The organism is Rubricoccus marinus, assembly GCF_002257665.1.
In the GTDB taxonomy this organism is placed as follows: domain Bacteria; phylum Bacteroidota; class Rhodothermia; order Rhodothermales; family Rubricoccaceae; genus Rubricoccus; species Rubricoccus marinus.
In genome coordinates this window covers 799,844-821,450 of the sequence record NZ_MQWB01000001.1, presented here as the reverse complement: position 1 = coordinate 821,450, position 21,607 = coordinate 799,844, and the positions used below count along the sequence as shown (strand labels likewise).

Here is a 21,607-nt window from a genome sequence, read left to right as displayed (position 1 = left end):
CGCCAGAGGCCTGCCGGGTAGGCTGCGGGACGGCTGCCCCGTCCGGGGATGGGCCGCCCCTCTTGCCCACCTCTCTCCGTGCGCTCTCTCCTGCTGCTCCTGCTTCTCCTTCCGTCTGCCGCGCTCGCGCAGTCGGTGCAAACCATCCGCGGCTCGGTGCTGGACCGCGACACCCGCGCGCCAGTCATCGGCGCGACGGTCCTCGTCGTTGACTCCGAACCTCTGCTGGGGTCTGCGAGCGACACCGACGGGCGCTTCGCCGTGGAGCGCGTCCCGCTCGGCCGACACACTCTCGAAGTCCGCTCCCTCGGGTATGAGTCGCTCCGGCTTCCCAACGTGCTCGTTAGCGCGGGCCAGGAGACCGTTCTGGAGATCGCGCTGTCAGAGGCTGTCCTGGCAGGCGAGGAGGTGGTCGTCAGCGCGGCTCGACTGGACGGTCGGCCTCGCAACGAAATGGCGACGGTGAGCGCCCGCTCGTTTTCAGCTGAGCAGACGAGCCGCTTTGCAGGCGCGGTGGACGACCCCGCCCGGCTCGCGGCGTCTTTCGCGGGCGTCGCGCCCACCGGCAGTGGCATCGCCGACAACGCCATCGCCATCCGTGGCAACGCTCCCAAAGGCGTCCTCTGGCGTCTCGAAGGCGTCGAGATTCCGAACCCCAACCACTTCGCAGGGCTCTCGGTAGCCGGCGGCGGCGGCCTGACGCTCTTCAGTGGGGAGTTGCTGGCAGACTCCGACGTGTTCACGGGCGCCTTCCCGGCTGAGTACGGGAACGCTCTCTCCGGCGTGTTCGAAATGCACTTCCGCACGGGCAACCCCGCCACGCGCGAGCACACGCTGAAAGCGGGACTTATCGGCCTGGAGGTCGCATCTGAGGGTCCGATCCAGATGGGTGCCCCCTCCACGTACCTCGTCAACTATCGGTACTCCACGCTTGGCCTGCTCCTGCCGCTGCTCCCGACCGATGCCGGCGCGACCTACCAGGATCTCTCCTTCAAACTCGCCTTCCCTACCCGAGGCGCCGGACGGTTCGAGCTCTGGGGCATTGGCGGCCTGGACGGGCAAACGCTCGTCGAGAACCCCGACTCCACGACCTGGACCTCGGATTTCTGGGATCGCACCCGCTTCGATGTCGACCTCGGCGTCGGCGCCAGCGGCCTCTCCCACCACCTCGTGCTCGGCACGCGGACCTACCTCCGCACCACGGCGGCCCTCACCGCGCAGCGCACCGAGTGGGACCAGCAGCATTTTTCCGACGACCTCGACCTCCAGCCCGACCTCACGCTGAAGAAAACGACCTCGCGTGCGAGCCTCGGCGCCACGCTCACACACAAGTGGAGCCCCCGCCACCTCACGACCACAGGCGTCAGCCTCCAACGGATCGGGTACGACCTCGACCTCCGGATCGCCCCCGATCAGCAACCGCCTCTGGCGCCCGTGGCCGTCGGGAGCGGGACGAGCGAGTGGCTGGAGGCCTTCGCCCAGTCGCGCCTGACGCTGGCCTCTGGCGTTACGCTGAATGCCGGCGCCCATGCGCAGCACTTCGCCCTGACGGGCCAGACGACGATCGAGCCCCGCGTGGGAGCGTCCTGGGCCTTCGCTAGAGGCCAGGAGATCACGCTCGGGTACGGGCTCCACAGCCAGCGGGAGGACCTGCGGTTCTACCTCGTGCGACCCGATGGCATGTCGGAGCCGAACCGCGACCTCGGACTCGCACGCGCGCACCATCTCGTCGCGGGCTATTCCCGGCAGCTCTCAAACGCGGTCCGCGTGCAGGCCGAGGCCTATGCGCAGCGGCTGTTCGACGTGCCCGTGATCGCCGACAGCTCGTTCTCGCTGCTCAACATCCGCCAGGACTGGACCTTCGCCGAAGCGCTCGTCAACGACGGCGTGGGCGAGAACATCGGGATCGAGATGACCGTGGAGCGGTCCCTGCGCGGCGGCTTCTACGCCCTCGCGACCGGGTCGCTGTACCGGTCGCGCTACCGTGGCGGCGACGGCCTCTGGCGCCCGACACGGTTCGATCAGCGCTACGCGGTGAACGCCCTGGCTGGGCACGAGGTGCGCGTGGGCCGCGCTAACCTGCTAGGCGTCAACGTACGCGTCTCGGCCGTCGGCGGCGAGCGCCGCAGCCCCGTCGACGTCGCGCTCTCGCGTCTGCGCGAGGAGGTCATCTACGACGAGTCGCGTGCCTTCGAAGACCGTAGTCCGGCTTCGTGGGTGGCCGACCTGACGCTGACCTACCGCGTCAACGGACGCCGTGCTGCGCATGTCTGGTCGCTCCAACTCAAGAACGCCCTGCTCGCGAAAGACAGCGCGTGGGACTACGACTTGCGGGTACGCGATGTCGTCGAGATTCGCGAGGGCTACCCGCTCCCGGTGCTGAGCTACGCGCTGGAACTGTAGCGCCAGAGGCCTCTGGCGGAGCGGACGGGCCGGAGGCGCGGTGCCGAAGGTGTGAGTCCGCGCCTCCCCTCAGAACCGGGTGCGGAGCCTCGCGAGAGCCTCTGGCGTGTCGGCGTCCATCGCCACGCCCTCATCGTCGGTCGGGACGCGGACGACGTGCGCGGCGTGGGCCTGGAGAACCGAGCGCGCGCCGTCGTCGCCGCGGACGCGGAGGAGGTCCGGGAGAAACGCGCGGCCGAAGACGACCGGGTGCCCCGGCTGGCCACGATAGATCGGCCGCACGATGGCTTCGGGCGACGCCTCGCGCCAGAGGCGCTCCAGCGTGGCGCGCCGCACGAGCGGCACGTCGCCCAGGAGAACCGCCAGCGCGTCGGCCTCTGGCGAGACCGCTTTAGCGCCTACGGCGAGCGAAGTGCCCATGCCCTCGCGCCACTCGGCGTTGTGGACGGTGCGGAGTCCTACGCCAGAGGCCAGCGATTCGACGGCCTCGCGGTCGTGTCCGGTCACGACGACGGCACTGGTGAACGGCGCGCCAGACGCGAGACGCAGAACGTGCGTCAGGACGGGCTCGCCGCACAGGTCGGCCAGGAGCTTATTCTCGCGCGGCATCCGCGACGACCGGCCCGCGGCGAGGACGAGCGCCGTCAGGTGCTGCACGACGCGGCCTCTGGCGCGGTCACGGCAGTTTGCGCCAGCGGCCTCGCGTAGCGCCCGCGGTCGGCGGCGAGGACCTCGGCAACGATGGCGACGGCGATCTCCTCGGGCGTTTCGGCGCCCAGGTCCAGCCCGACGGGTGCGCGCAGCCTCGCGATGGCCTCTGGCGTAACGCCCGCGTCGGCGAGGTCGGCGCGGAGGCGGGCGGCGCGTCCGCGCGAGCCTAGCGCGCCCACGTAGAACGCGCCAGAGGCGAGAAGTCCGCGCAAGAGCACGCGGTCGCGGAGGTAGACGTGGGTGAGCACAACGGCGGCGGTACGCGCGTCGATCTCGATGTGCTCCTGCACCTCCTCGGCGTGCGTGAGTACCCGGCGCTCGTCGGCCTCAGGAAAGCGCGCGGCCAGTTCCTCGGGCGGGCGTGTGCCGACAAGCGTCGTCGCCCACCCTAGCGCGTACGCGGCGCGAACGAGCGGGACGGCGTCGGGTCCGTGCCCGAAAACGGCCAGGCGGATCGGCGGGCGAACGGGCTCAACGAGAACGTCGGCGCCGTCGAGATGCAACACGGCCGGCCGATGCGGGCCTCTGGCGCCAGAGGCCAGGGCCGAGGCGACGCGCGCGTCGAGCGACGGGGAGAGCGTCGAGCGCGGCGCCTCACCGTCCAGCGCGAGGCGCCGCCGCCCGACGAGCGCGGGATCTTCCGACGCGAAGACCGTCGCGAGCGAGCCGGTGTGGCGCGAGTCCAGCGCGGCGGTCGCCGCCAGGGGCCCGAGTGGGACGTCGGCTCCGGGTAAAACGGGCTCAATCAAGAGCCAGACAGTCCCGTCGCAGCCGCTCCCGAAGCCGAGGACGGCGTCCAGCATCGGGTCGCCGTGGCCCAGCCGGTAGCTCACGAGCAGCGGCTCGCCAGAGGCCAGCGCCTCTCGCGTTTGGTGGATCACCTCGCCCTCCAAACAGCCGCCGCTGACGGCACCGGTCGCCTGCCCATCGCGCTCCACGAGCATCCGGGCGCCCTCGCGCCGATACGCCGAGCCCTCCACGCGCACAACCGTCGCGACGGTGAACGGCTCGCGCCTCTGGCGGAGCACACTCGCGCGGGCGGCGATGTCCTTGAGTTCACGCATGACGGCCTCTGGCGAGAAGATCGGCGCCAGAGGCCAGGGAGAGCGGGGCCGGCACTAGAGGAACTTGTCGAGCGTCGCCGGGAGGTCGAGCGCGCGCACGCCCGTGGCGTGGTAGAGCGCGTTGACGACCGCCGAGGACGTGCCGACGGTCGCGATCTCGCCGACGCCTCTGGCGCCGAGCGGGTTCAGCTTGTAGTCCGGCTCGCCGACGAAGTGCGCCTCGATTTCGGGCGCGTCGCGGTTGGTGACGACGTGGTACTCGGCAAAGGAATCGTTGGCGTAGCGGTGGTAGACCGGGTCCAACACGGCCTCCTCCATCAGCGCCATCCCGATGCCCATCACGACGCCGCCGATGGTCTGCGAGGCGGCCGTCTTGGGGTTGATGACCTTGCCGACATCGTTGACCGCGACCACCTTCTCGACGCGCGGCTCGCCGGTCCGACTGTCCACGCGGACGCGAGCGAACACGCAGCCGTAGGAATGGAAGGCGTAATCCGAGGGCATCAGCATCTGGAGCTTGTTCGGCCCCGAAGACGCCGTCGCCTCGATGGATTCGCCGTGTCGCTTGACGACGTCCATGAGCGGCTCGCGCCCGCCCGGCCCGATGAGTTCGCCGTGCTCCAGCCGCACGTCGCTCGCCTTCGCGCCCGCCAGAGGCGAGGCGTCATCGTCGACGGCCACTTTGATGGCGGACTGCACGGCGGCCTCGCAAGCGGCTTTAACGGCGGGGCCAACCGAGGCCATCGTCATGGAGCCGCCGTGGACGGGCGCGTGCGGGAAGTCGCTATCTCCGAGGGCGAACTCCACCTTCTCCATCGGCAGGCCGAGCGTGTCGGCGGCGACCATCGTCATGGAGACGTAGGTGCCGGGGCCCATGTCCGAGGACGCGCTGTGGATCTGCGCCGTGCCATCAGGGCGGAGCCGAGCCGACGCGCTGGCCTTGAGCCGGTTGGCGGGGTAAAACGCCGACGAGACGCCGAGGCCGATCAGGTCATCACCGTCGCGCATGGAGCGCGGCGCCATCGTGCGGTCGGCCCAGCCGATGCGCTCGGCGCCGAGGTCGTAGGCCTCGGCGAGGTGCTTGGACGAGAACGGCGTGCCCTGCACGTCGTGCGTGGAGTTGTTGCGCCGCCGGAGCTCCAGCGGGTCCATCCCGATCTCGTAGGCGAGGGCGTCCATCGAGAGCTCGAGCGCGTGCGCGCCAGAGGCCTCGCCGGGCGCCCGCATCGATGTCGGGCTCTGGACGTTGAGCGGGACCAACCGGTACGTCGTGCGCAGGTTGGACGTGGCGTAGGCCATGCGCGTGGTGTTGAGCAGGTTCATCGTGTACTCCTCGTACACCGAGGTCTCCTGCCACGCCTCGTGGATCACGCTCTGCAACCGCCCGTCCGCGTCGGCGCCGAGGCGCACGCGGTTGACGTTGTGCGGCCTGTGGCCGACCGAGTTGAACATCTGCTGGCGCGAGAGCACGAGCCGAACGGGCCGTTCCAGCTCGCGCGCGGCCAGGGCGGCCAGAAACGTGTGCGGCCACGTCCGCAGGCCGGAGCCGAAGCCGCCGCCCGTAAACGGCGAGACCACGCGCACGCTGGACTCCTCGACGCCGAGCGCGTCTTCGACAGCGTCCTTCGCCTTGTTGAGCGCGTCCACCTTGAGGTCGATCTCCTGCTCGCGGATGCCAAAGGCCAGCGCGAGCTTTTTGCGCGCGTTGTCCACCCACTGGTTCTTGTCGTGGACCGTGAGGTGGCTGCCCTCCCACCACGCGATCGTCGCGTGCGGCTCGATGGGGTTGTTGACGAGCGTTTTGACCTCGATCTCCAGATCGACCGTGTGCGCCGCCGACTCAAACGCCGCGTCGGGGTCGCCGACGGTGACATCGGCGGGGCGGCCGGTCATCTTGGCGTTCTCGGCGGGCTTCTTCGGCGCCGAGACGCGCGGCGTGTCCTGCTTTTCCTCCGCCAGAGGCCTCTGGCGCGCGGCGTGGAGGTCGGTATCGGCGGGCGTCTCGTCCACGTGCACGCGCACGAGCGTCGCGGCGTGCTCGGCCTCTTCCAACGACTCCGCCACGACGACCGCGACGGCCTGGCCGCTGAAGTAGATCTGGTCGGTTTGGAGCGGGCGGAGCGGGTCGCCCACCTGGGGCTGCACCTGCGGGCGCATGAGCGGCTCCTTGTACGGCAGCTCCGGCGCGTTCTCGTGCGTAAACACGCGGATCACGCCAGAGGCCGCCTCCGCCTCGGCGATGTCGATGGAGGTGATGCGGCCGCTGGCGGCGAACGCGTTGACGATCACGGCGTGGGCCAGTTCGTCGCCGAAGTCCTTGGAGAACTCGGCGGCGTAGGTGGCCTGTCCGGAGACCTTCAGCGGGCCGGTCACGCGCCGCGTGGACTGCCCGATAACGGAGGTGGGGTGCGTGTTCATCGGGCGTCTCCGGTGGCGCGCTGCGCGAGGCCGAGCGCCTTGTTGAGGGCGAGGGCGACGGTGCGCGGGGCGAGGGTGATCTTGAAATCGTTGTGGCCGTAGCCGTTGGCGTCGGCCACGATGGCCTCGCCGGCTTCGCGGAAGGCGTCCTCGGTGGGAGCGCTGCCTCGGAGCAACCCTTCGGCGCCAGAGGCGCGCCAGGGCTTGTGCGCCACGCCGCCGAGGGCGATCCGCACGTCGGCGATCTGGCCGCTGGCGTCCAGCTCGATCCCGGCAGCGACGCTGACGAGCGCGAAGGCGTAGCTCTGCCGGTCGCGGACCTTGACGTAGACCGAGTTGCGGCTCGCGCCAGAGGCCTCAGGAAGCGTGATGGCGGTGATGACGTCGTCGGCACGGAGGACCGTTTCGGCCTCTGGCGAGTCGCCCGGGAGCAGGTGGAAGTCCACGAACGGGATCTCGCGGTCTCCCTGCGAGCCGGTCACGTGGACGGTCGCGTCCAGCGCCGCCATCGCCACGCACATGTCGGACGGGTGCGTCGCGATGCAGTGCTCGCTCTCGCCCAGGATCGCGTGGATGCGGTTGAAGCCCGTCTTGGCAGGGCAGCCGCTGCCGGGCTCCCGCTTGTTGCAGGGGTACTCCGGCTCCATGAAATAGGTGCACCGCGTCCGCTGGAGCACGTTACCGGCGGTCGTGGCGCGGTTGCGGAGCTGCTGCGTGGCGCCGGAGAGCAGCGCCTCGGAGAGCATCCGGTAGTCGCGGCGCACGCGCTCGTCGCTCGCGAGGGCCGTGTTGGAGACGAGCGCGCCGATGCGGAGCCCGCCGCCAGAGGCCTCACCGATGGTGCCGAGCGGCAGGCCGTGCACGTCCACGACGTGATCGGGCGCCTCGACGCCCTTGCGCATCAGGTCTACGAAGTTGGTGCCGCCGCCCATCAGGCGGGCGCCGGGCTCGGCGAGCGCAGCGACGGCGTCGGCGACGCTCGTGGGCCGGGAGTAGGAAAAGGGCGTCATGCGGTCGCGGGCTGGGCGGCACCGGAGGCGACGCGGGAGGTGGAGGCGGCGCCAGAGGCGACCGCGTGGATCGCCTTTCGGATTCCGGGGTAGGCCCCGCAGCGGCAGATGTTGCCGCTCATCCGCTCGGAGATCTCCTCGTCGGAGAGCTCGGCGGCGGAGCACGGCGGCGCGTCCACGTCGATCACGCTGGGGAGGCCTCTGGCGGCCTCGTCCATGAGCGCGACGCTGGAGAGGATCTGACCCGGCGTGCAGTAGCCGCACTGAAAGCCGTCGTGCTCGATAAAGGCGTCTTGGATCGGCGCCAGGGCCTCTGGCGTGCCGATGCCCTCGATCGTCGTGACCTCCTGCCCGTCGCAGCTCACGGCGAGGACGAGGCAGGCGTTGACGCGCTCGCCATCGAGCAGCACCGTGCAAGCGCCGCAGGCGCCCTGGTTGCACCCCTTTTTGGAGCCGGTGAGGTCGAGGTGGAGCCGGAGCAAATCGAGCAGGCTCACGCGCGGGTCGAGATCGAGGCGGTGGGCCTCGCCGTTGACCGTGACCGAGACGCCGACGGTGCGGGGGTCAGACATAGACGGAGGGGAGTGGAGCGGACGAGGACGACGCGTGGCCGTGTGCTTCGGGAGCGGAAACACAGGAGCACGCCTGGGAGCGAATGGACTCCGGCGACGCCAGAGGCTCCAGCGAGACGACAGTCACGGGTTCTGCACAGATGAACGCACTGTGCAGTTCCCGTCAAGGCGAGCCTTCGCGCGGCGCCACTCGCATTCCACGGTCCACCTCTAGCGGGTGGTGACGCAATTCTCTGGCCTCTGGCGCTTAAAGACGCCTCAGCCGATCGCCAGCGCGGTTTCGGTTTCGACGCCCTCCAGCGGGAGCGCGAACCAGAACCGGGTGCCCAACCCTGGCGCGCTCTCGACGCCGCAGGTCCCGCCCAACCGCTCCACGATGCGCCGCACGATGGAGAGGCCGAGCCCGTGGCCCTCGACGGCCTGCGTACCGACCCGCGAGAACGGCACAAACAGCCGCGCCTGCGCCTCTGGCGTCAGGCCCGCACCGTCGTCGTGCACCCAGAACCGCGCGACGCCCCTGTCGGTCGCCTCGGCTCCGAGCGTCACCGTCGGTCCGCCGTACTTGGACGCGTTCGAGAGGTAGTTCATCCAGATCTCCTCCACCCAGGGCGCGTGGCCCAGGACGACGGGCCACGCCGCAGGGCAGGACCACCCAGCGCCAGAGGCCCCTCGGGCGTCCCGGACGCGGTCCATCGCCTCCTGCACGACGCCGCCCATGTTTACCGGGCGCGGCTCTACGTCGGCCTTCCGCACACCCGCCAGAAGCAGCAGCTCGTGCACGATGCTGTCCATCTTGTACGCCGAGCGCACCAGGTCGTCACTCAGCACTCGATGCGTGTCCGTGTCCAGTTCAGGGCCGTCGTCGCGGAGGATCTCGGCGTAGCCCAGGACGCCCTGGATCGAGTTCTTGAGGTCGTGCGCGACGGTGTGGCCAAAGGCGTCGAGTTCGTCGTTCTGGGCGCGGAGCTCCGCGTTCGCGCTGTGGAGGGCGGCGTTGATCCGCCGGAGCTCGGCGCGCTCGGCGCGGCGCTGCGTGACATCGTGCAGGAGCACGAGTTGACCGAATTGGCGCCCGCTCCGGCTTAGAAGGGGCGAGACGCTAAGGTCGAAGTGTGTGGTCACTCCGCCCGCCGTCAGGTGGAACGGGCCGCCGCCAGCGGAGATCGCCTGTTCCAGACGCGGCGCCACCTCCGCCAGAGGCTTCCCGACAGGGGCCACCCCGTCGCCGAGGAGAGCTTTCATCGCCGGGTTCACGTCGATCACGCGGCCTCTGGCGTCGATCGCCATCATCCCATCCGGCAGGCTGTTGACGAGAGCGGCCCGCGCGATCGGTTGCAAATCCAACAAGCGGTACCGCGCGAGGCCCAGGGCAAAGGCGCCTGATGAAACGGCCATCGCGATGGGGCTGAAATCCTTCGCCAGAGGCCCGAGGCCCACCAGAAAGACCACGTTGAACACGACCGGCACCAGCGCGCCTGCCACGATCCACTGCGAAAGCGCGCGCGAGCGAGCGTCGGCGCCCGTGTACGCCCACAGCACCGCCCCGAGCGAGGACAACACGAGCGCCCACGAAAACGCGGACTGCACCCACGCCACCGGTCCCAACGCGTAGGTGACGCGGAAAAAGAGTCCGTCCGGCACAACGTCCACCTCCGACCAGATCAGCCCGTGCGTGTCGTTGGTGAGGCTGAGCAGGCCGTAGACGAAGGCCCAGGCCACGAGCGCCCAGACCACAGTCTGAGCCGCGCGCGAGAAGCGCTCGGTGTAGCTCAGCACAAACGCCACCCAGGCATTCCCGAGTTGGGGCGAGAAGAGCAACGTCCCCTTCGCGAACCACACCGCGGCCTCTGGCGAGGGCGCGACCAGCGAGAGGGAGTCCATCACGAGCCACCCCAGTTCCGCAGCCGAGAACGCCACAAGGGCCCATCCCCCCGCTCGGTCCCGTCGCCGCCACGCCACGAACCCGACCGCCAGCATGAGCACGGCAGCAAGCGGGGCGAGAACAAGAAAGGCGAGGGACTCCAAAGGGTTAGCATCGGGACAGGGGTCTTCATCGGCCCATCCCGTATCCCACTTAATAGGCGGCGCAAACGGTTGCGCTACCGCCTCACCTCCGGGCTCTTGGTCCCCTGGGAACGCCGATGGTTGTTGCAACATAGATCAGAGTCCCATCTCCGCCCGACCATGACCACCCCTCTCTCCCGCCGCGCCGCTCTCAAGGGCCTCGGCGCCTTTGGCGTTGCCGCCGCACTTCCCACCGCCGCGCGCGCCGCCACGTCCGACACGCCCCCCACCGCGGCCGACCACCACACCGTCAGCGCTCACACCTTTGCCGTCGGCGGCGCGACTGTTACCGTGATCCGCGACGCTGGCTTTGTACTTCCGCTTTCAGCCGTCGGCACGAACGTGGCGCCAGAGGCCGTCACGGCGCTCTTGGAGAGCCACGGCCTCCCCACCGATGGCGTCCCGACGGACGTGAGCGTGCTGCTCATCCGCGCCGGGGAGGAAACAGTCCTCGTCGATACCGGGACGGGCGGCGGTGACCTCATGGGCACCATGCGGGCGCTCGGCATCGCGCCAGAGGCCGTCACGCGGGTCGCGATCTCGCACTTCCACGGCGACCACATCGGCGGGCTTGCGCCGGGCGGCACCCCCGCGTTTCCCAACGCGAGCGTTCACTTCCCCGCCCCAGAGATGGCGTTCCTGGACGCCGCCGCTGGCGACAACGAGGGGGCCAGCGCCGCAAAAGCTGCGCTGCAATCGGCCTCCAACGTGCAGACCTACGCCGACGGCGACGAACTCGTCCCGGGCTTTACCGCCGTTGCGGCCCACGGCCACACGCCTGGCCACATGGCCTTCGTCCTGGCCTCTGGCGAGGCGCGCCTGATGATCGTGAGCGACGCCGTAGCACACCCGGCGGCGTTTTTCGCCCACCCGGAATGGCTTTTCGGCTTCGACATGGACGCCCAGGCTGCGACAACGCGGCGGCAGCTTCTCGGCCGCGCCGCAGACGAAAGGGTGCACCTGTTCGCGAGCCACATGCCGTTCCCCGGCATCGGCCGCGTGGGCCGGGACGGGGGAGGCTTCCGCTTTACGCCGGCCCCCTACGCCGCCTAGAGCCGCCCGACCTCTGGCGCGATGCTGCCGAGCGCGCCAGAGGCTCTACTCGTCCTCTGGCGAGGGAGCGCGGCGCACCAAGAAGTACTCCACGCGCGAGGGACTCGCGCGCTCGTCGCGCACGTCGATGTTCTCGGGGACGCGGATGCCTACCCTGACGCTACCCGAGGTGGAGTCCCGCGCGATGTCGGCGTAGTCCACGACTGCGCGTAGGCCCGCGCGCTCCACCTGCGCGTACGCCGCCCCCACCGGCACGCGGTACTCCACCGCCACGCGCTTGGGCTCAAACCGAACGGTCTCGATCCCCGGCGGAAGGTTCTCCACCTCTACGTCCAGCGTGATCTCCCCTCGCGTGAACTCCCCCACGGTCGCCGTCAGGACCGTTGTGGTAATGGAGCGTTCCACGAGGCCAGCCAGCGTGTCCGAAAGCGCGAGCGGCGTCGAGAGGTCGTTCCGCACGTCGTTGCGGACAAACGGGGCCGTCGGCCACGACTGGAAGCTTTCCAGGAGCGCTCGTGATCCCGTGATCCGGACGGTGTCCGGGGTCAGTTGTGGCGTGTTCAAGAGGTCGAACGGCGCGGCGGCGCGAACGGAGCCTCTGAGCCGGATCGGCAGGTCCCGCGTGACGCGTTCGTCCAGGTCCAAGCGGATGGATCGCGGCTGCGCGCCGAGAACGGTCACGCCCGCAGGCAACCCCGACTCCGAAACAGAAGCGGCCACGTCCACGGTCGGCCCGTCAGCGAAAAGGCGCACGCGCGGGGGGCTCCACGTCAGCGAGAGCAGCGCTTCGCCCTGCCCTTGCACGCTAACGCGCGCCGTCTGAGGAGGCCTCTGGCGTAGCGCCTGATCGTCGGGCAGCGCCGCGATCTCCAGCGGCACCTCGATCGTAGTGGTGTACGTCTCCTGCATGGAGAACGTGAACCAGAGCACGAGCGCGACCAAGAAGGACAGGCTCAGCGCGAGCCCGTTGCGACCCGTATCCGGCTCCTCGGACCCACGCCCGTCGGAGCGTGGGAACAGCGTTCGGAGCCGGGTCCGGAGCGACGGGGCGGCCATGGAGGCGCTAGGCGACCTCCGAGAGGTAGGCCACGAGCTCCGCCTTTGTCGCGCGGGCGATCTCGCGGCCCGACATCGCCTCGTCTTGCTGGTCTCTCGCGAGCGAGCGCAACTCGCGGACCGTCATCGACGCGTAGTCCGCGCCAGAGGCCGCATCCGGCGGGCCACTGGCGCCTTCAGTTTCGGAGGCCTTATCGGGCGCTTTGGACGGCGCCGTCTTGGGTTTCCCGGTCTCCGGGAACACGATCGTGCTCAGGAGGCCTTCGCCGGGGCGAGGAATCACGTGCGCTGCGGCGACGCGCCCTACGCGCTCGGCCGCCATGCGGCCCGCGTCCACGGCCGCCTGGACCGCGCCGACCTCCCCCACCACGAAGTGCGTGATGAGGGCGGGGTTGGTGCGCTGCTGCTGGAGGAGCCGCACGGGGGCGGCTTTGAGCATGGCATCGGCCGCCTCGATGGCGGCGACGAGGCCGTGCGTCTCCAACATGCCGAGCGCGCCGATGTCCGAGAACTCGGAGCGGTCCACAGGTCTTTAGGAAGCGTCGGGGAGGATCGCTTCGACTTCCGAGTGCGGGCGTGGGATCACGTGCACCGAGACGAGCTCGCCCACGCGCTCTGCCGCGGCGGCGCCTGCGTCCGTGGATGCCTTGACCGCGCCGACGTCGCCGCGGACCATGACGGTCACGAAACCGCCGCCGATCTGCTCCTTGCCGATGAGGTTCACGCGAGCGGCTTTCACCATCGCGTCGGCGGCTTCGATTGCACCGACGAGCCCGCGGGTCTCGACCATGCCAAGCGCGGCGCCGTAGTCTCCGTCTGCCATTGTGGGGTTCTGCTGAGATTGGGGGGCGCGCCTGCGTGGAGCGCCGGGCAGGCAAGGTACCGCCTCGCGCGCGAGAGCGTCAACGCGCCGCTGGCGCCAGAGGCCAGGGTCGGAAAATCGGGCTCATCTCCACCTCTGGCGCCGGAGAGCGGCCCGAACTTCCCCGTTCTCCCCCTCCCCTGCTATGCTTCGCGACCACACCCTCGCCGTCCTCGGGGCCGGCAACATCGGCAGCGCCCTCGTCGGCGGCCTCTTGCGCGGCGGCGACCTCCCGGCCGATCAGATCCGCGCGACGCGCCGGGGCGAGGCCGCGCGCGAGGCGCTGCGCCAGAGGTTTCCAGGCGTCCACGTCTCCGACGACAACCGCGGCGCGGTCTCGGGCGCGAGCATCGTGATCATCAGCGTAAAGCCGCAGAACGTGGCGGCGCTGATGGAGGAGATCCGGCCGCACGTCGCGCCGGGCACTCTCGTGCTCTCCACGCTTGCCGGCGTGCCGACGGGCGCGCTTTCCCGCGCGCTCGGCCAAGAGCTCCCCGTCGTCCGCGCGATGCCGAACACGCCGGCGCTCGTAGACGAAGGCGCGACGGCCCTGGCCGCTGGCGAATGGGCCGACGAGAGCCACGTCGCGACGGCGCAGGCCGTTTTCGAGGCCGTCGGCATTGTGGAGGTGGTGACGGAGAACCTGATGGACGCCGTGACGGGGCTCTCGGGCAGCGGACCGGCCTACGTGTTCATGCTGATCGAGGGGCTAACGGACGCGGGCGTCAAGCAGGGACTGCCGCGCCCCACGTCCAGCCGCCTCGCGGTGCAGACCGTTCTGGGTGCCGCGCGGCTGGCGCAGGAAACCGGCGAGCACCCCGCCATCCTCCGCGATCAGGTGACCACGCCCGGCGGGACCACCATCGCGGCCGTCGCCGAGCTAGAAAAGCACGGCCTCCGCACCATGATGATCGACGCGGTGCAGATCGCGACCGAGCGCAGCCGCCAGCTCAGCGACCTCGACGGCTAGAAACAAAGAAGCGCCAGAGGTCCCACCACGACACCTCTGGCGCGACCGCCCTGAGCGCTCTACGGGGAGAGCCTCTAGCGGATGCGGATGCGGGCTAGAAATCGATGTCGAAGCGTCCGCCCGTGACCGCGACCGTCTGGCCGTCGCTGTTCCGCGCGGTGAACTCGAAGGAGCCGCTGGCGCCAGAGGCCGAGACGGCGTCCACGGTGATGGAGCCGCTGCCGGCGCCCGGGGCGGCGGTGTAGAGCCGGCTGGTGTCGGTCGGATCGTCGATGCTGAGCTCGGAGTAGGTCGCGATGGTGGCCGTGCCGAGCGCGCCGATCTGGTACGTCTGGCCCGCCTGCGCGCCGGGAAGCGTGATGTTGATCTGCTTCTGGCTGCCGCCCTCGGTCGCGCCGAGGTTGCCGCCGATGGCGAGGGCGCCGCTGGAGAGCTGGCCCTGGACGCAGACCGCGTCGAAGGCGTTGCCCGCGACGGTGGCGCTGAGCGAGCCGCTGGCGAGGTCGCCGCTGCCGCAGTCCGAATCGTCGGAGCCACCAAAGATGGAACAGCCGGAGAAGGCGAGCGCGAAGGCGAGGAGTAGGAGCAGGCGAGGCATGGCTGGAAAAGGCGGGGACCAAGGTCGCTGACGGTGCGCCAGCGCGAGAGTCCCAAGGTGCGCCCCCCGAATCCCCTCGCCCCTCCCCAGAACACGGGAGGCGGCCGTTCCACGCCTCCATCGCGCCGAAAAACGGGGGCCGGGCGTCCCACCACAGTCGCTCGGCCCCCGCTCATTGCTGCCCCGCGATGGGGAGCGCTGGGAGTATCGCCTTAGAAAGTCCGTTTCCAAAGGGATAACGCCCTTCCAGAGATTGTATCCGATCTGAAATACGCCATGTTCACTCGTGCTACACATTGCGAGCTCGTGCCCGCAGCGGGTGAAGAGGTCCCGCGCAGTTCTCCCGAACCCACGGTTCTCCCTGGCGGGCCGAAGCGGGCGCATTGCGCCAGAGGCCTTCCGTGTGCGCCCGGGTCCTCTATACCGGGACGCTGACGCGCACAACGGTCCCGGCCTCCGTCTCTACGTCGAAGCGCCCGCCGATCGCTTCCGTCCGCGCGCGCATCGAGCCCATGCCGAAGCCGGAGACCTCGGCAGCGGCTCCGTCGCCAGAGGCCTCCTCGCCCGGCGCGCGGAACGTGCCATCATCGCGGATCTCGACCGTTACCGCGCCCGCGCTGTGGCGGATCGTGACGGCGATGTGGGCGGCGTCGGCGTGCTTGAGGCTGTTGGTGATGGCCTCGCGCGCGATACGGTAGAGGTGCAGCGCCTGGAGCGGCGAGAGCACGTGCGTGGCGTCGCCGTCGAGCGTGACGGTTGCCACGGGCCGCTCGTGGCCGCGGAGCCTCTGGCGGAGGTCGGCGTCGAGGCGGCTGCGGAAGTCGGCGAGCGTGACGGACTCGTGGTGAAGCGCCCAAACGGTCTCGCGGAGTTGCCGCATGGTCTCGCGCGCGTCCTCCTCAATGCGGTCGATGGCGTCGGCCTCTGGTGGGAACGGGGCGGACTCGCCTGCTCTCCCCCTCTCGCCAGAGGCCCCGACCTCTGCTCGCTCGTCCTGGCCTCTGGCGCGAGACGCCCGGCGGCGCTGCAGGCGCGCCAGCTCGGCGCTGGCGATGAGGCCAGAGAGCTGGCCGCCGACGTGGTCGTGGAGGTCGCGCGAGATCCGCTCGCGCTCGGCCTGGAGGCGCTGCTCTGTTTCGAGCCGCTGCACCTCGGCTCGGAGGCGGCGCTGGCTGGCCTCGCGCACGCCGAGCACGACGAGGGCCAGGAGCCCCGCGCCCGCGGCGAGCCGGAACGCCCACGTCTGCCACCACGCGGGCCGGACTTCGACGGGGATCGTGAGCGCTGCCGGGTTCCATGCCCCGTCGGCGCCAGAGGCGCGGACGCGGAAGGTGTAGCGGCCCGGGCGGAGGTTGGTGTAGGCGGCGGTCCGGCGTGTGCTGGGCGGGCTCCACGCGCTCTCCAGCCCTTCTAGCTGAAACGCGTAGCGGTTGCGGTCCGGGGCGGTAAAGTCCATCGCCGCGACGTCGAACGCGATGGCGGACTGCTGGTGCGTCAGCACGATCGGAGCCGGCGCGCCCGTGGCGGGCACGTCGATCTCGCGCCCGAGCACGCGCACCGCTGTGACAACGGCCTGGGGTGGCCGGGCGTCGCCCGTGATCGCGTCCGGGTTGAACACGGCGAGGCCGCTCAGGCCGCCGAACGCCATGCGGCCGTCGCGGAGCTTGAGAAAGGAGTAGCCGTTGAGTTCCTCACCTGGCAGGCCGTCGTCCGGGCCGAAGGTGTCCATCTCGCCAGAGGCCGGGTCCATCCTGGCGAGGCCGCGGTTGGTGGAGACCCAGAAATCGCCTCTGGCGTCGGGGAGGATGCCGTAGGTAGTGCCATTGGGCAGGCCGTCGGCCTCGGTAATGTGCGCGAAGCGGCCGCCGCCGGCCGTGCTGAGCAAGCGGTTGAGGCCGCCGCCGTAGGTAGTGAGCCAGAGCTCTCCGCGGGCGTCGCGGTAGAACGAGGTGACGTTGTTGTCCGTGAGCGAAGCGGGGTCCTCGGGTCGGTTCTCGAACGACGCGACGCGGCCTCTGGCGGGGTCCACGAGGTCGGCGCCCGAGCCCCAGAGGCTGACCCAGAGGCGGCCGTCGGCCTCGGCGAACACGGTGTAGGCGAGGTCGGACCGGAGCGCGCGGGCGCCGGTCCAGTTCCGCGCGGGGCACACGACCTCTTGCGCCAGAGGCTCGGCGTGGCACGGCCCGCCGCCGTACGTCGCGGCCCAGATGCTGCCGTCCGGCGCGGCGGCGACGTGCGTCACGCTCTCCACGCCTGCGCCGTCCTCGAACGGGACGCGCGCCCAGCGCTCCGTGCCGGGGTCCCGGCGCCAGAGGCCTCGGGCGTCGCCGGTCGCCCAGATTGCGCCCAGGCCGTCCACCGCGACGGCGCGGACGCCGTTCTGCCTCAGCTCCACCGGCCACCCGGGGTCCTGGCTCGCGGCGCCAGTAGCGAGGTCCAAGCGGTTCAGGCCACGGTCGTAGGTGCCCACCCAGAGCGTGCCGTCGCGGTCTTGGGCCATGCCCATCACGTCGTTGGAGGACAGCGCCCCCACCCGGCCGGGATCGGCGGCGAAGCGCTGGAACGGCGTCTGCCGCACCTTGTTGAGCCCCGCGCCCCACGTCCCCGCCCACACGAGCCCGGTGCGGTCTTCCGCGAGCGTGCGGACCCTCTCGGCCGAGATCGAGCCCGGGTCGGTCTCCGACGGGCGGAAAACGGTCCACCGCTCGGTTTGGGGCGGCCGCACATCCATGCGGACGAGGCCGCTCATCGTCGCCACCCAGAGCGCGCCTCTGGCGTCGCGCAGGATGTCCTGCACCGCCACGCCAGGGGTGCCGGTCCCCACGTCCGCAAAGCGCACGGTCCGTCCCGTGCGGGGGTCCAGGCGCGTCAGCCCGGACGTGTCCGTCCCGATCCAGAGCGTCCCGTCGGCGTCGGTCCAGACCGCAGCCACCTGCTCGCCGCCCAGCGTCTCGGCGCCGTAGCGGCGGAGGATCCGGCCGCTGGCGGGCGAGACGCGCAAGAGGCCCTCGTGCGTGGCCACCCAGAGATCGCCAGAGGCGGGGTCCTGCGCGATGTCGGTCACCTCCTGGGCCTCGGCGACGCGGCGGACGCGGGCTGTCGTGAGGTCCACGAGGTCGAGGCCTCGTTCGGTCCCGGCCCACAGCCGCCCGTCGCGGTCTGCGAACAGCGCGCTGATGCGGTCGGCGCTGATCGTCGCCGGGTCCTCCGCCACGTGCCGCAACCGCCGCGCGACGCCAGAGGCCGGGTCCAGCCGGTTCAGGCCCGCGCCGTGCGTGCCCACCCAGATCGCGCCGTCCGGCGTCTCCACGAGGGCGTTCACGAACGACGACGAGAGCGAGCCCAACTCGCCGGGCACGTTGCGGTACGGCGTGAACGTGTAGCCGTCGTAGCGGTCCAGCCCGCCCTCGGTCCCGATCCACAGGAAGCCGTGGCGGTCCTGCACGAGCGCGGTCACGATGGACTGCGCGAGGCCGTCCTCGACGCTCAGCCGGTCAATGCGGACCTCGGCCTCTGGCGCCTGCGCGCGCGCGCCAGCGGCGCACAGGAGCAGGGCGAGGCCGCAGAACGCGAGGCTCAGGCGGGCGCGACGGGGCACGGCGTGGTGGGAAGGGTTTGAAAAATGTAGCCCGCCGGCCTCCGCTTTCGCCACAGGCTGCTACGAAGCAGGGCGTTACCCTCCTGCTCGGCAGACGTGGGCATCTATGTCCACACATCTGGCTTCGACGCCAGAGGCTGTGCCCGAGGACGAGGCGCGCGCCAGAAGTCACGCGCGAGCTCCGCCCGATCGTTTCGCTGTCCTATCGGAAACTGTGCGATGTATGTTGAGGGGTTTCCGCCACAAACCGCGCTTCGCAACCACGGCACGAGTTGGCCTACTACGGCGCTACGAACGCTGCCAATCTTTCCAGGCCGTGCGGGTGGAGGGTTCGGACTCGAACGGCCGCGCGCCCTCGCGGCCTCTGGTGCGCAAACGTCTGATATTCCGTCCCCTCTGCACCCACGTTTCTCATGACCGGCGGATGAGCTCGCGCGTCTCCCTCCACCCCTTCTCGCCGCTGGACGAAGCGCCGTGACCCTCACTCCCCCGACGTGGGCCGAACTCGACGCGGCGCTGAAAGCCGCGCTCGAACTCGGCGCAGAAGATCGCGCGGCGTACCTCGCAGCGCTCCCGCCCGCTCTTTGCAAGCAGCTCGGACCGCTCCTCGACGCAGCCCTGGCGGACCATCCGATTTTGGACAACCCCGGCGCCCTCGTCGAGCTTCTGGCGCCAGAGGATGCGAGCGCGAGCGTGCATGAGGGCGCGCGCGTCGGCCCGTACCGTATCAGCGCGCTCGTCGGCGAGGGCGGGATGGGCCGCGTCTACCGCGCCCACCGCGCCGATGGCGCCTTCGAACAGACCGTCGCGCTCAAGGTCGTCCGCACGACACTCGCCCTCGCCGGCTCCGACGTCGCCGCCCGCCTCCGACGTGAGCGCGTCCTCCTGGCTGCACTGGACCACCCCGGCATCGCGCGGCTCATCGACGGCGGCGAGACCGAGGACGGCGTGCCCTACCTCGTCACCGAGTTCGTAGACGGCGCGCCCATCACGGCCTGGGCCCACGCCAGAGGCCTGGACGTGCAGGCCCGGGTCCGCCTCATTGCCGCCGTCGCCCGCGCGGTGGACCACGCGCACCGCCGCTTCGTCGTCCACCGCGACCTCAAGCCGTCGAACGTGCTCGTCACCGAGCGCGACGGCCCGGACGGCTCGCCAGAGGCCCGGCCCGTCGTGCTGGACTTCGGCATCGCGAAGCTCTTAGAAGAGGGCGCAAACGCGGCCTCTGGCGGAGACACGTACCCGTTGACGCGGACGGGTCTGCGGGTGCTCACGCCTGCCTACGCCGCGCCAGAGCTGTACGACGCCTCGGCTGCGGTGACGACCTCGGCCGACGTGTACGGCCTGGGCGCGTTGCTCTACGAGATCCTGACGGGCGCACGGCCGCATGAGGACACCCTAGCCTCTGGCGCCCCGACGGTGGAGCCCGTGCGCCCGTCCAGGCTCGTCCCGGCGTCCCACCCACGGCGCGCCTCTGGCGACGGGAGCGCCCCGTCAGAGACTTCGCCGCAGGCTCTAAACGCCCGCACGCTCCGCGGGGACCTCGACACGATCTGTCTCAAGGCGCTCCACCTCAATCCCGCTCGGCGCTACAGCACGGCGGCGGACCTCGCAGACGACTTGGACCGCTACCTCACGGGACGGCCCGTAAAGGCCCGGCCGGACTCGGTGGCGTACGTGTTCGGCCGCTTTGCGAAGCGGCACCGGGCGGCGGTCGGAGCGAGCGCCGTTGCGCTTCTGGCGCTCGTGCTCGGACTCGCATTCTCCCTCGTCTCGCTCGCGAACGAACGCGAGGCGGTGGCCGTTGCCGAGACCGCCCGTTCAGAAGCGGAACGCTCCGCACAACGCGCCACCGAAGCCGCGAACCTCCTGGCCGGAATGTTCCAGACCGCGAGCCCGGACTACGCCGAGGGCCGCGAGTTTACGACGCGAGAGGCGCTCGCCGAAGGCGTTGCGCGCGTCGGCCGCGTGGAGGCCCCTGCGCTCCGGGCGTACCTCAACCGTGTGCTGGCGGAGACCTACATCCAGATCGGCGAGCCGCAGACGGCGGATTCCCTCCTTACCGTGTCGCTCGGGCTTCTCGGTAGCGATGCGACTGGCGAAGAGGCCTCTGGCGTCCGTCGTCGCCTGGCCTCGACCCGGGACGCGATGGCTGATTTTGAGAGCGTTCTATCGCTCGGTCAGCGCCTCTACCGCGATCACCGCGGCGAGGACTCGGAATACGAGTTTATCGGCCTGCACTGGATCTCACGCGCGTATTCCGATCTCGGCGAGCACGAAAAGGCCATCGCCACCGCGGAGCGGACCTTAACGATGCTCCGTCCCGGAGCCAGCGGCGCGCGGCAAGAGCGAGCGTGGTCGCGGCTCGGCGAGGCGCTCTTCCTTGCGGGTCGGGTGGAAGAGTCCATCGAGCCACTTGAAACCTCTCTGGGAGTTGCGGTAGCCGAAGCCGGCCGGCGTAACAGCCGCGCCACGCGCGCACTCATGGCGCTCGGCCGCGCCAGAGGCCACCTTGGCCAGATCACGGAGGCGGAGGTCCTTCTCCAAGAGGCCATCGCGTTCGACACGGAGAGGTACGGGGCTGATCACGTTATCTACCCGATCGCGTACCTCGGTGAGGCGCGGCTTTACGCGGGCCAGTACCGCCGCGCCGCGTCCACGTTCGCGTCCGCCGTCGCGGTCGCGGAAAGGCGCATGCCTGCGGATCACCCGGACCTCGGGGAGTGGTACGCGCTCAAGGCGGAGGCGGGCCTCGGGTTCGGCGCGTTCGCGCAAGCGGAGCGAGATGCGAGAGCCGCCCTCGCCATCGCGGAGGCGCACGGCGATACCGCTGCGGCCGACCGCGCCCGGCGCCACCTCGCTGCAGCCACGGGCGGCCGCCCGCCAGAGGCCGCCCGCCGGGCGCAGCAGATCCTCCCCGCACGACGGTAATGCGGTGTCCGACCGACGCCTCCAGCGTTGCGACGGACAAGCCCGCGGCGCGAGCGCCAGAGGCCGAGAGCGCGTACAGAACCTGCCCGAGGCCTCTGACGCGACAGCAAGCGCCCCGCCAGCCGAGGCCGACGGGGCGCTGGTTCGCCAGAGACTCCCACCACAGGGCCTCTGGCGAGTCGTTGTGCTTCACACGGCCTATCACCACTCTGACGACGCCGCGGCTCGCGCCAGAGGCCGTCAGATGCCGCACTCGTAGCCTACGCGCGACGCCCCTCCCCGCACATGGGCACAGACTGC

General features: G+C 70.5%; 15 protein-coding genes. 4 read left to right on the top strand and 11 right to left on the bottom strand.

What is annotated here, in order from left to right; genetic code table 11:
• Positions 1 to 78: 78 nt before the first annotated feature.
• Complete coding sequence (locus BSZ36_RS03205; RefSeq protein ID WP_179270992.1) at positions 79 to 2,403, top strand: TonB-dependent receptor; 2,325 nt, start codon at positions 79 to 81, stop codon at positions 2,401 to 2,403.
• Between the two features lie 69 nt (positions 2,404 to 2,472).
• On the opposite strand, the gene BSZ36_RS03200 is transcribed toward BSZ36_RS03205, so the two are convergent.
• The 6 genes from BSZ36_RS03200 to BSZ36_RS03175 form a co-directional block, all read right to left on the bottom strand.
• A complete protein-coding gene (locus BSZ36_RS03200) occupies positions 2,473 to 3,060 on the bottom strand; it encodes a nucleotidyltransferase family protein (RefSeq protein ID WP_094545945.1) in 588 nt (195 codons plus the stop codon).
• The gene (locus tag BSZ36_RS03195) at positions 3,048 to 4,178 is read right to left on the bottom strand and encodes an XdhC family protein (protein ID WP_094545943.1); all 1,131 of its coding nucleotides are present in this window, start codon (positions 4,176 to 4,178) and stop codon (positions 3,048 to 3,050) included. Before BSZ36_RS03195 ends, BSZ36_RS03200 begins: the two co-directional genes overlap by 13 nt.
• Positions 4,179 to 4,232: 54 nt before the next feature.
• A complete protein-coding gene (locus tag BSZ36_RS03190; RefSeq protein WP_094545941.1) occupies positions 4,233 to 6,596 on the bottom strand; it encodes a xanthine dehydrogenase family protein molybdopterin-binding subunit in 2,364 nt (787 codons plus the stop codon).
• Positions 6,593 to 7,606, bottom strand: a complete 1,014-nt coding sequence (locus tag BSZ36_RS03185; RefSeq protein WP_094545939.1) for an FAD binding domain-containing protein — start codon at positions 7,604 to 7,606, stop codon at positions 6,593 to 6,595. Before BSZ36_RS03185 ends, BSZ36_RS03190 begins: the two co-directional genes overlap by 4 nt.
• Entirely contained in the window at positions 7,603 to 8,178 is a 576-nt protein-coding gene (locus BSZ36_RS03180) for a (2Fe-2S)-binding protein (RefSeq protein ID WP_094545937.1), read from the bottom strand. Before BSZ36_RS03180 ends, BSZ36_RS03185 begins: the two co-directional genes overlap by 4 nt.
• 258 nt (positions 8,179 to 8,436) lie before the next feature.
• Positions 8,437 to 10,203 (bottom strand): sensor histidine kinase, encoded by a 1,767-nt coding sequence (locus tag BSZ36_RS03175; protein WP_179270991.1) that lies wholly within the window; start codon positions 10,201 to 10,203, stop codon positions 8,437 to 8,439.
• Between the two features lie 159 nt (positions 10,204 to 10,362).
• On the opposite strand from BSZ36_RS03175, the gene BSZ36_RS03170 reads away from it, so the two are divergent.
• Positions 10,363 to 11,295: an MBL fold metallo-hydrolase gene (locus BSZ36_RS03170; protein WP_094545933.1), complete on the top strand. Its 933-nt coding sequence runs from the start codon at positions 10,363 to 10,365 to the stop codon at positions 11,293 to 11,295.
• A gap of 45 nt (positions 11,296 to 11,340) precedes the next feature.
• On the opposite strand, the gene BSZ36_RS03165 is transcribed toward BSZ36_RS03170, so the two are convergent.
• From BSZ36_RS03165 to eutM, 3 genes are read right to left on the bottom strand one after another with little or no spacing between them, the layout of a single operon-like run.
• Entirely contained in the window at positions 11,341 to 12,351 is a 1,011-nt protein-coding gene (locus BSZ36_RS03165; RefSeq protein WP_094545931.1) for a CdaR family protein, read from the bottom strand.
• A gap of 7 nt (positions 12,352 to 12,358) precedes the next feature.
• A complete protein-coding gene (locus tag BSZ36_RS19970) occupies positions 12,359 to 12,877 on the bottom strand; it encodes a BMC domain-containing protein (RefSeq protein ID WP_281253129.1) in 519 nt (172 codons plus the stop codon).
• Positions 12,878 to 12,883: 6 nt separating this feature from the next.
• Positions 12,884 to 13,174, bottom strand: a complete 291-nt coding sequence (gene eutM, locus BSZ36_RS03155; protein WP_094545929.1) for an ethanolamine utilization microcompartment protein EutM — start codon at positions 13,172 to 13,174, stop codon at positions 12,884 to 12,886.
• Between the two features lie 184 nt (positions 13,175 to 13,358).
• Between eutM and proC the strand changes: the two genes are divergently transcribed.
• A complete protein-coding gene (proC, locus tag BSZ36_RS03150) occupies positions 13,359 to 14,183 on the top strand; it encodes a pyrroline-5-carboxylate reductase (protein ID WP_094545927.1) in 825 nt (274 codons plus the stop codon).
• Positions 14,184 to 14,277: 94 nt separating this feature from the next.
• Here proC and BSZ36_RS03145 read toward each other — a convergent pair whose 3' ends face one another.
• Both BSZ36_RS03145 and BSZ36_RS03140 read right to left on the bottom strand, forming a co-directional pair.
• Positions 14,278 to 14,781: a DUF6252 domain-containing protein gene (locus tag BSZ36_RS03145; protein ID WP_094545925.1), complete on the bottom strand. Its 504-nt coding sequence runs from the start codon at positions 14,779 to 14,781 to the stop codon at positions 14,278 to 14,280.
• A gap of 418 nt (positions 14,782 to 15,199) precedes the next feature.
• Positions 15,200 to 18,379, bottom strand: a complete 3,180-nt coding sequence (locus BSZ36_RS03140; RefSeq protein WP_179270990.1) for a sensor histidine kinase — start codon at positions 18,377 to 18,379, stop codon at positions 15,200 to 15,202.
• Between the two features lie 474 nt (positions 18,380 to 18,853).
• Here BSZ36_RS03140 and BSZ36_RS03135 point away from each other — a divergent pair, with 474 nt between their 5' ends.
• On the top strand, positions 18,854 to 21,307 hold the full coding sequence (locus BSZ36_RS03135) for a protein kinase domain-containing protein (RefSeq protein ID WP_094545921.1): 2,454 nt from the start codon (positions 18,854 to 18,856) through the stop codon (positions 21,305 to 21,307).
• Positions 21,308 to 21,607 lie beyond the last annotated feature (300 nt).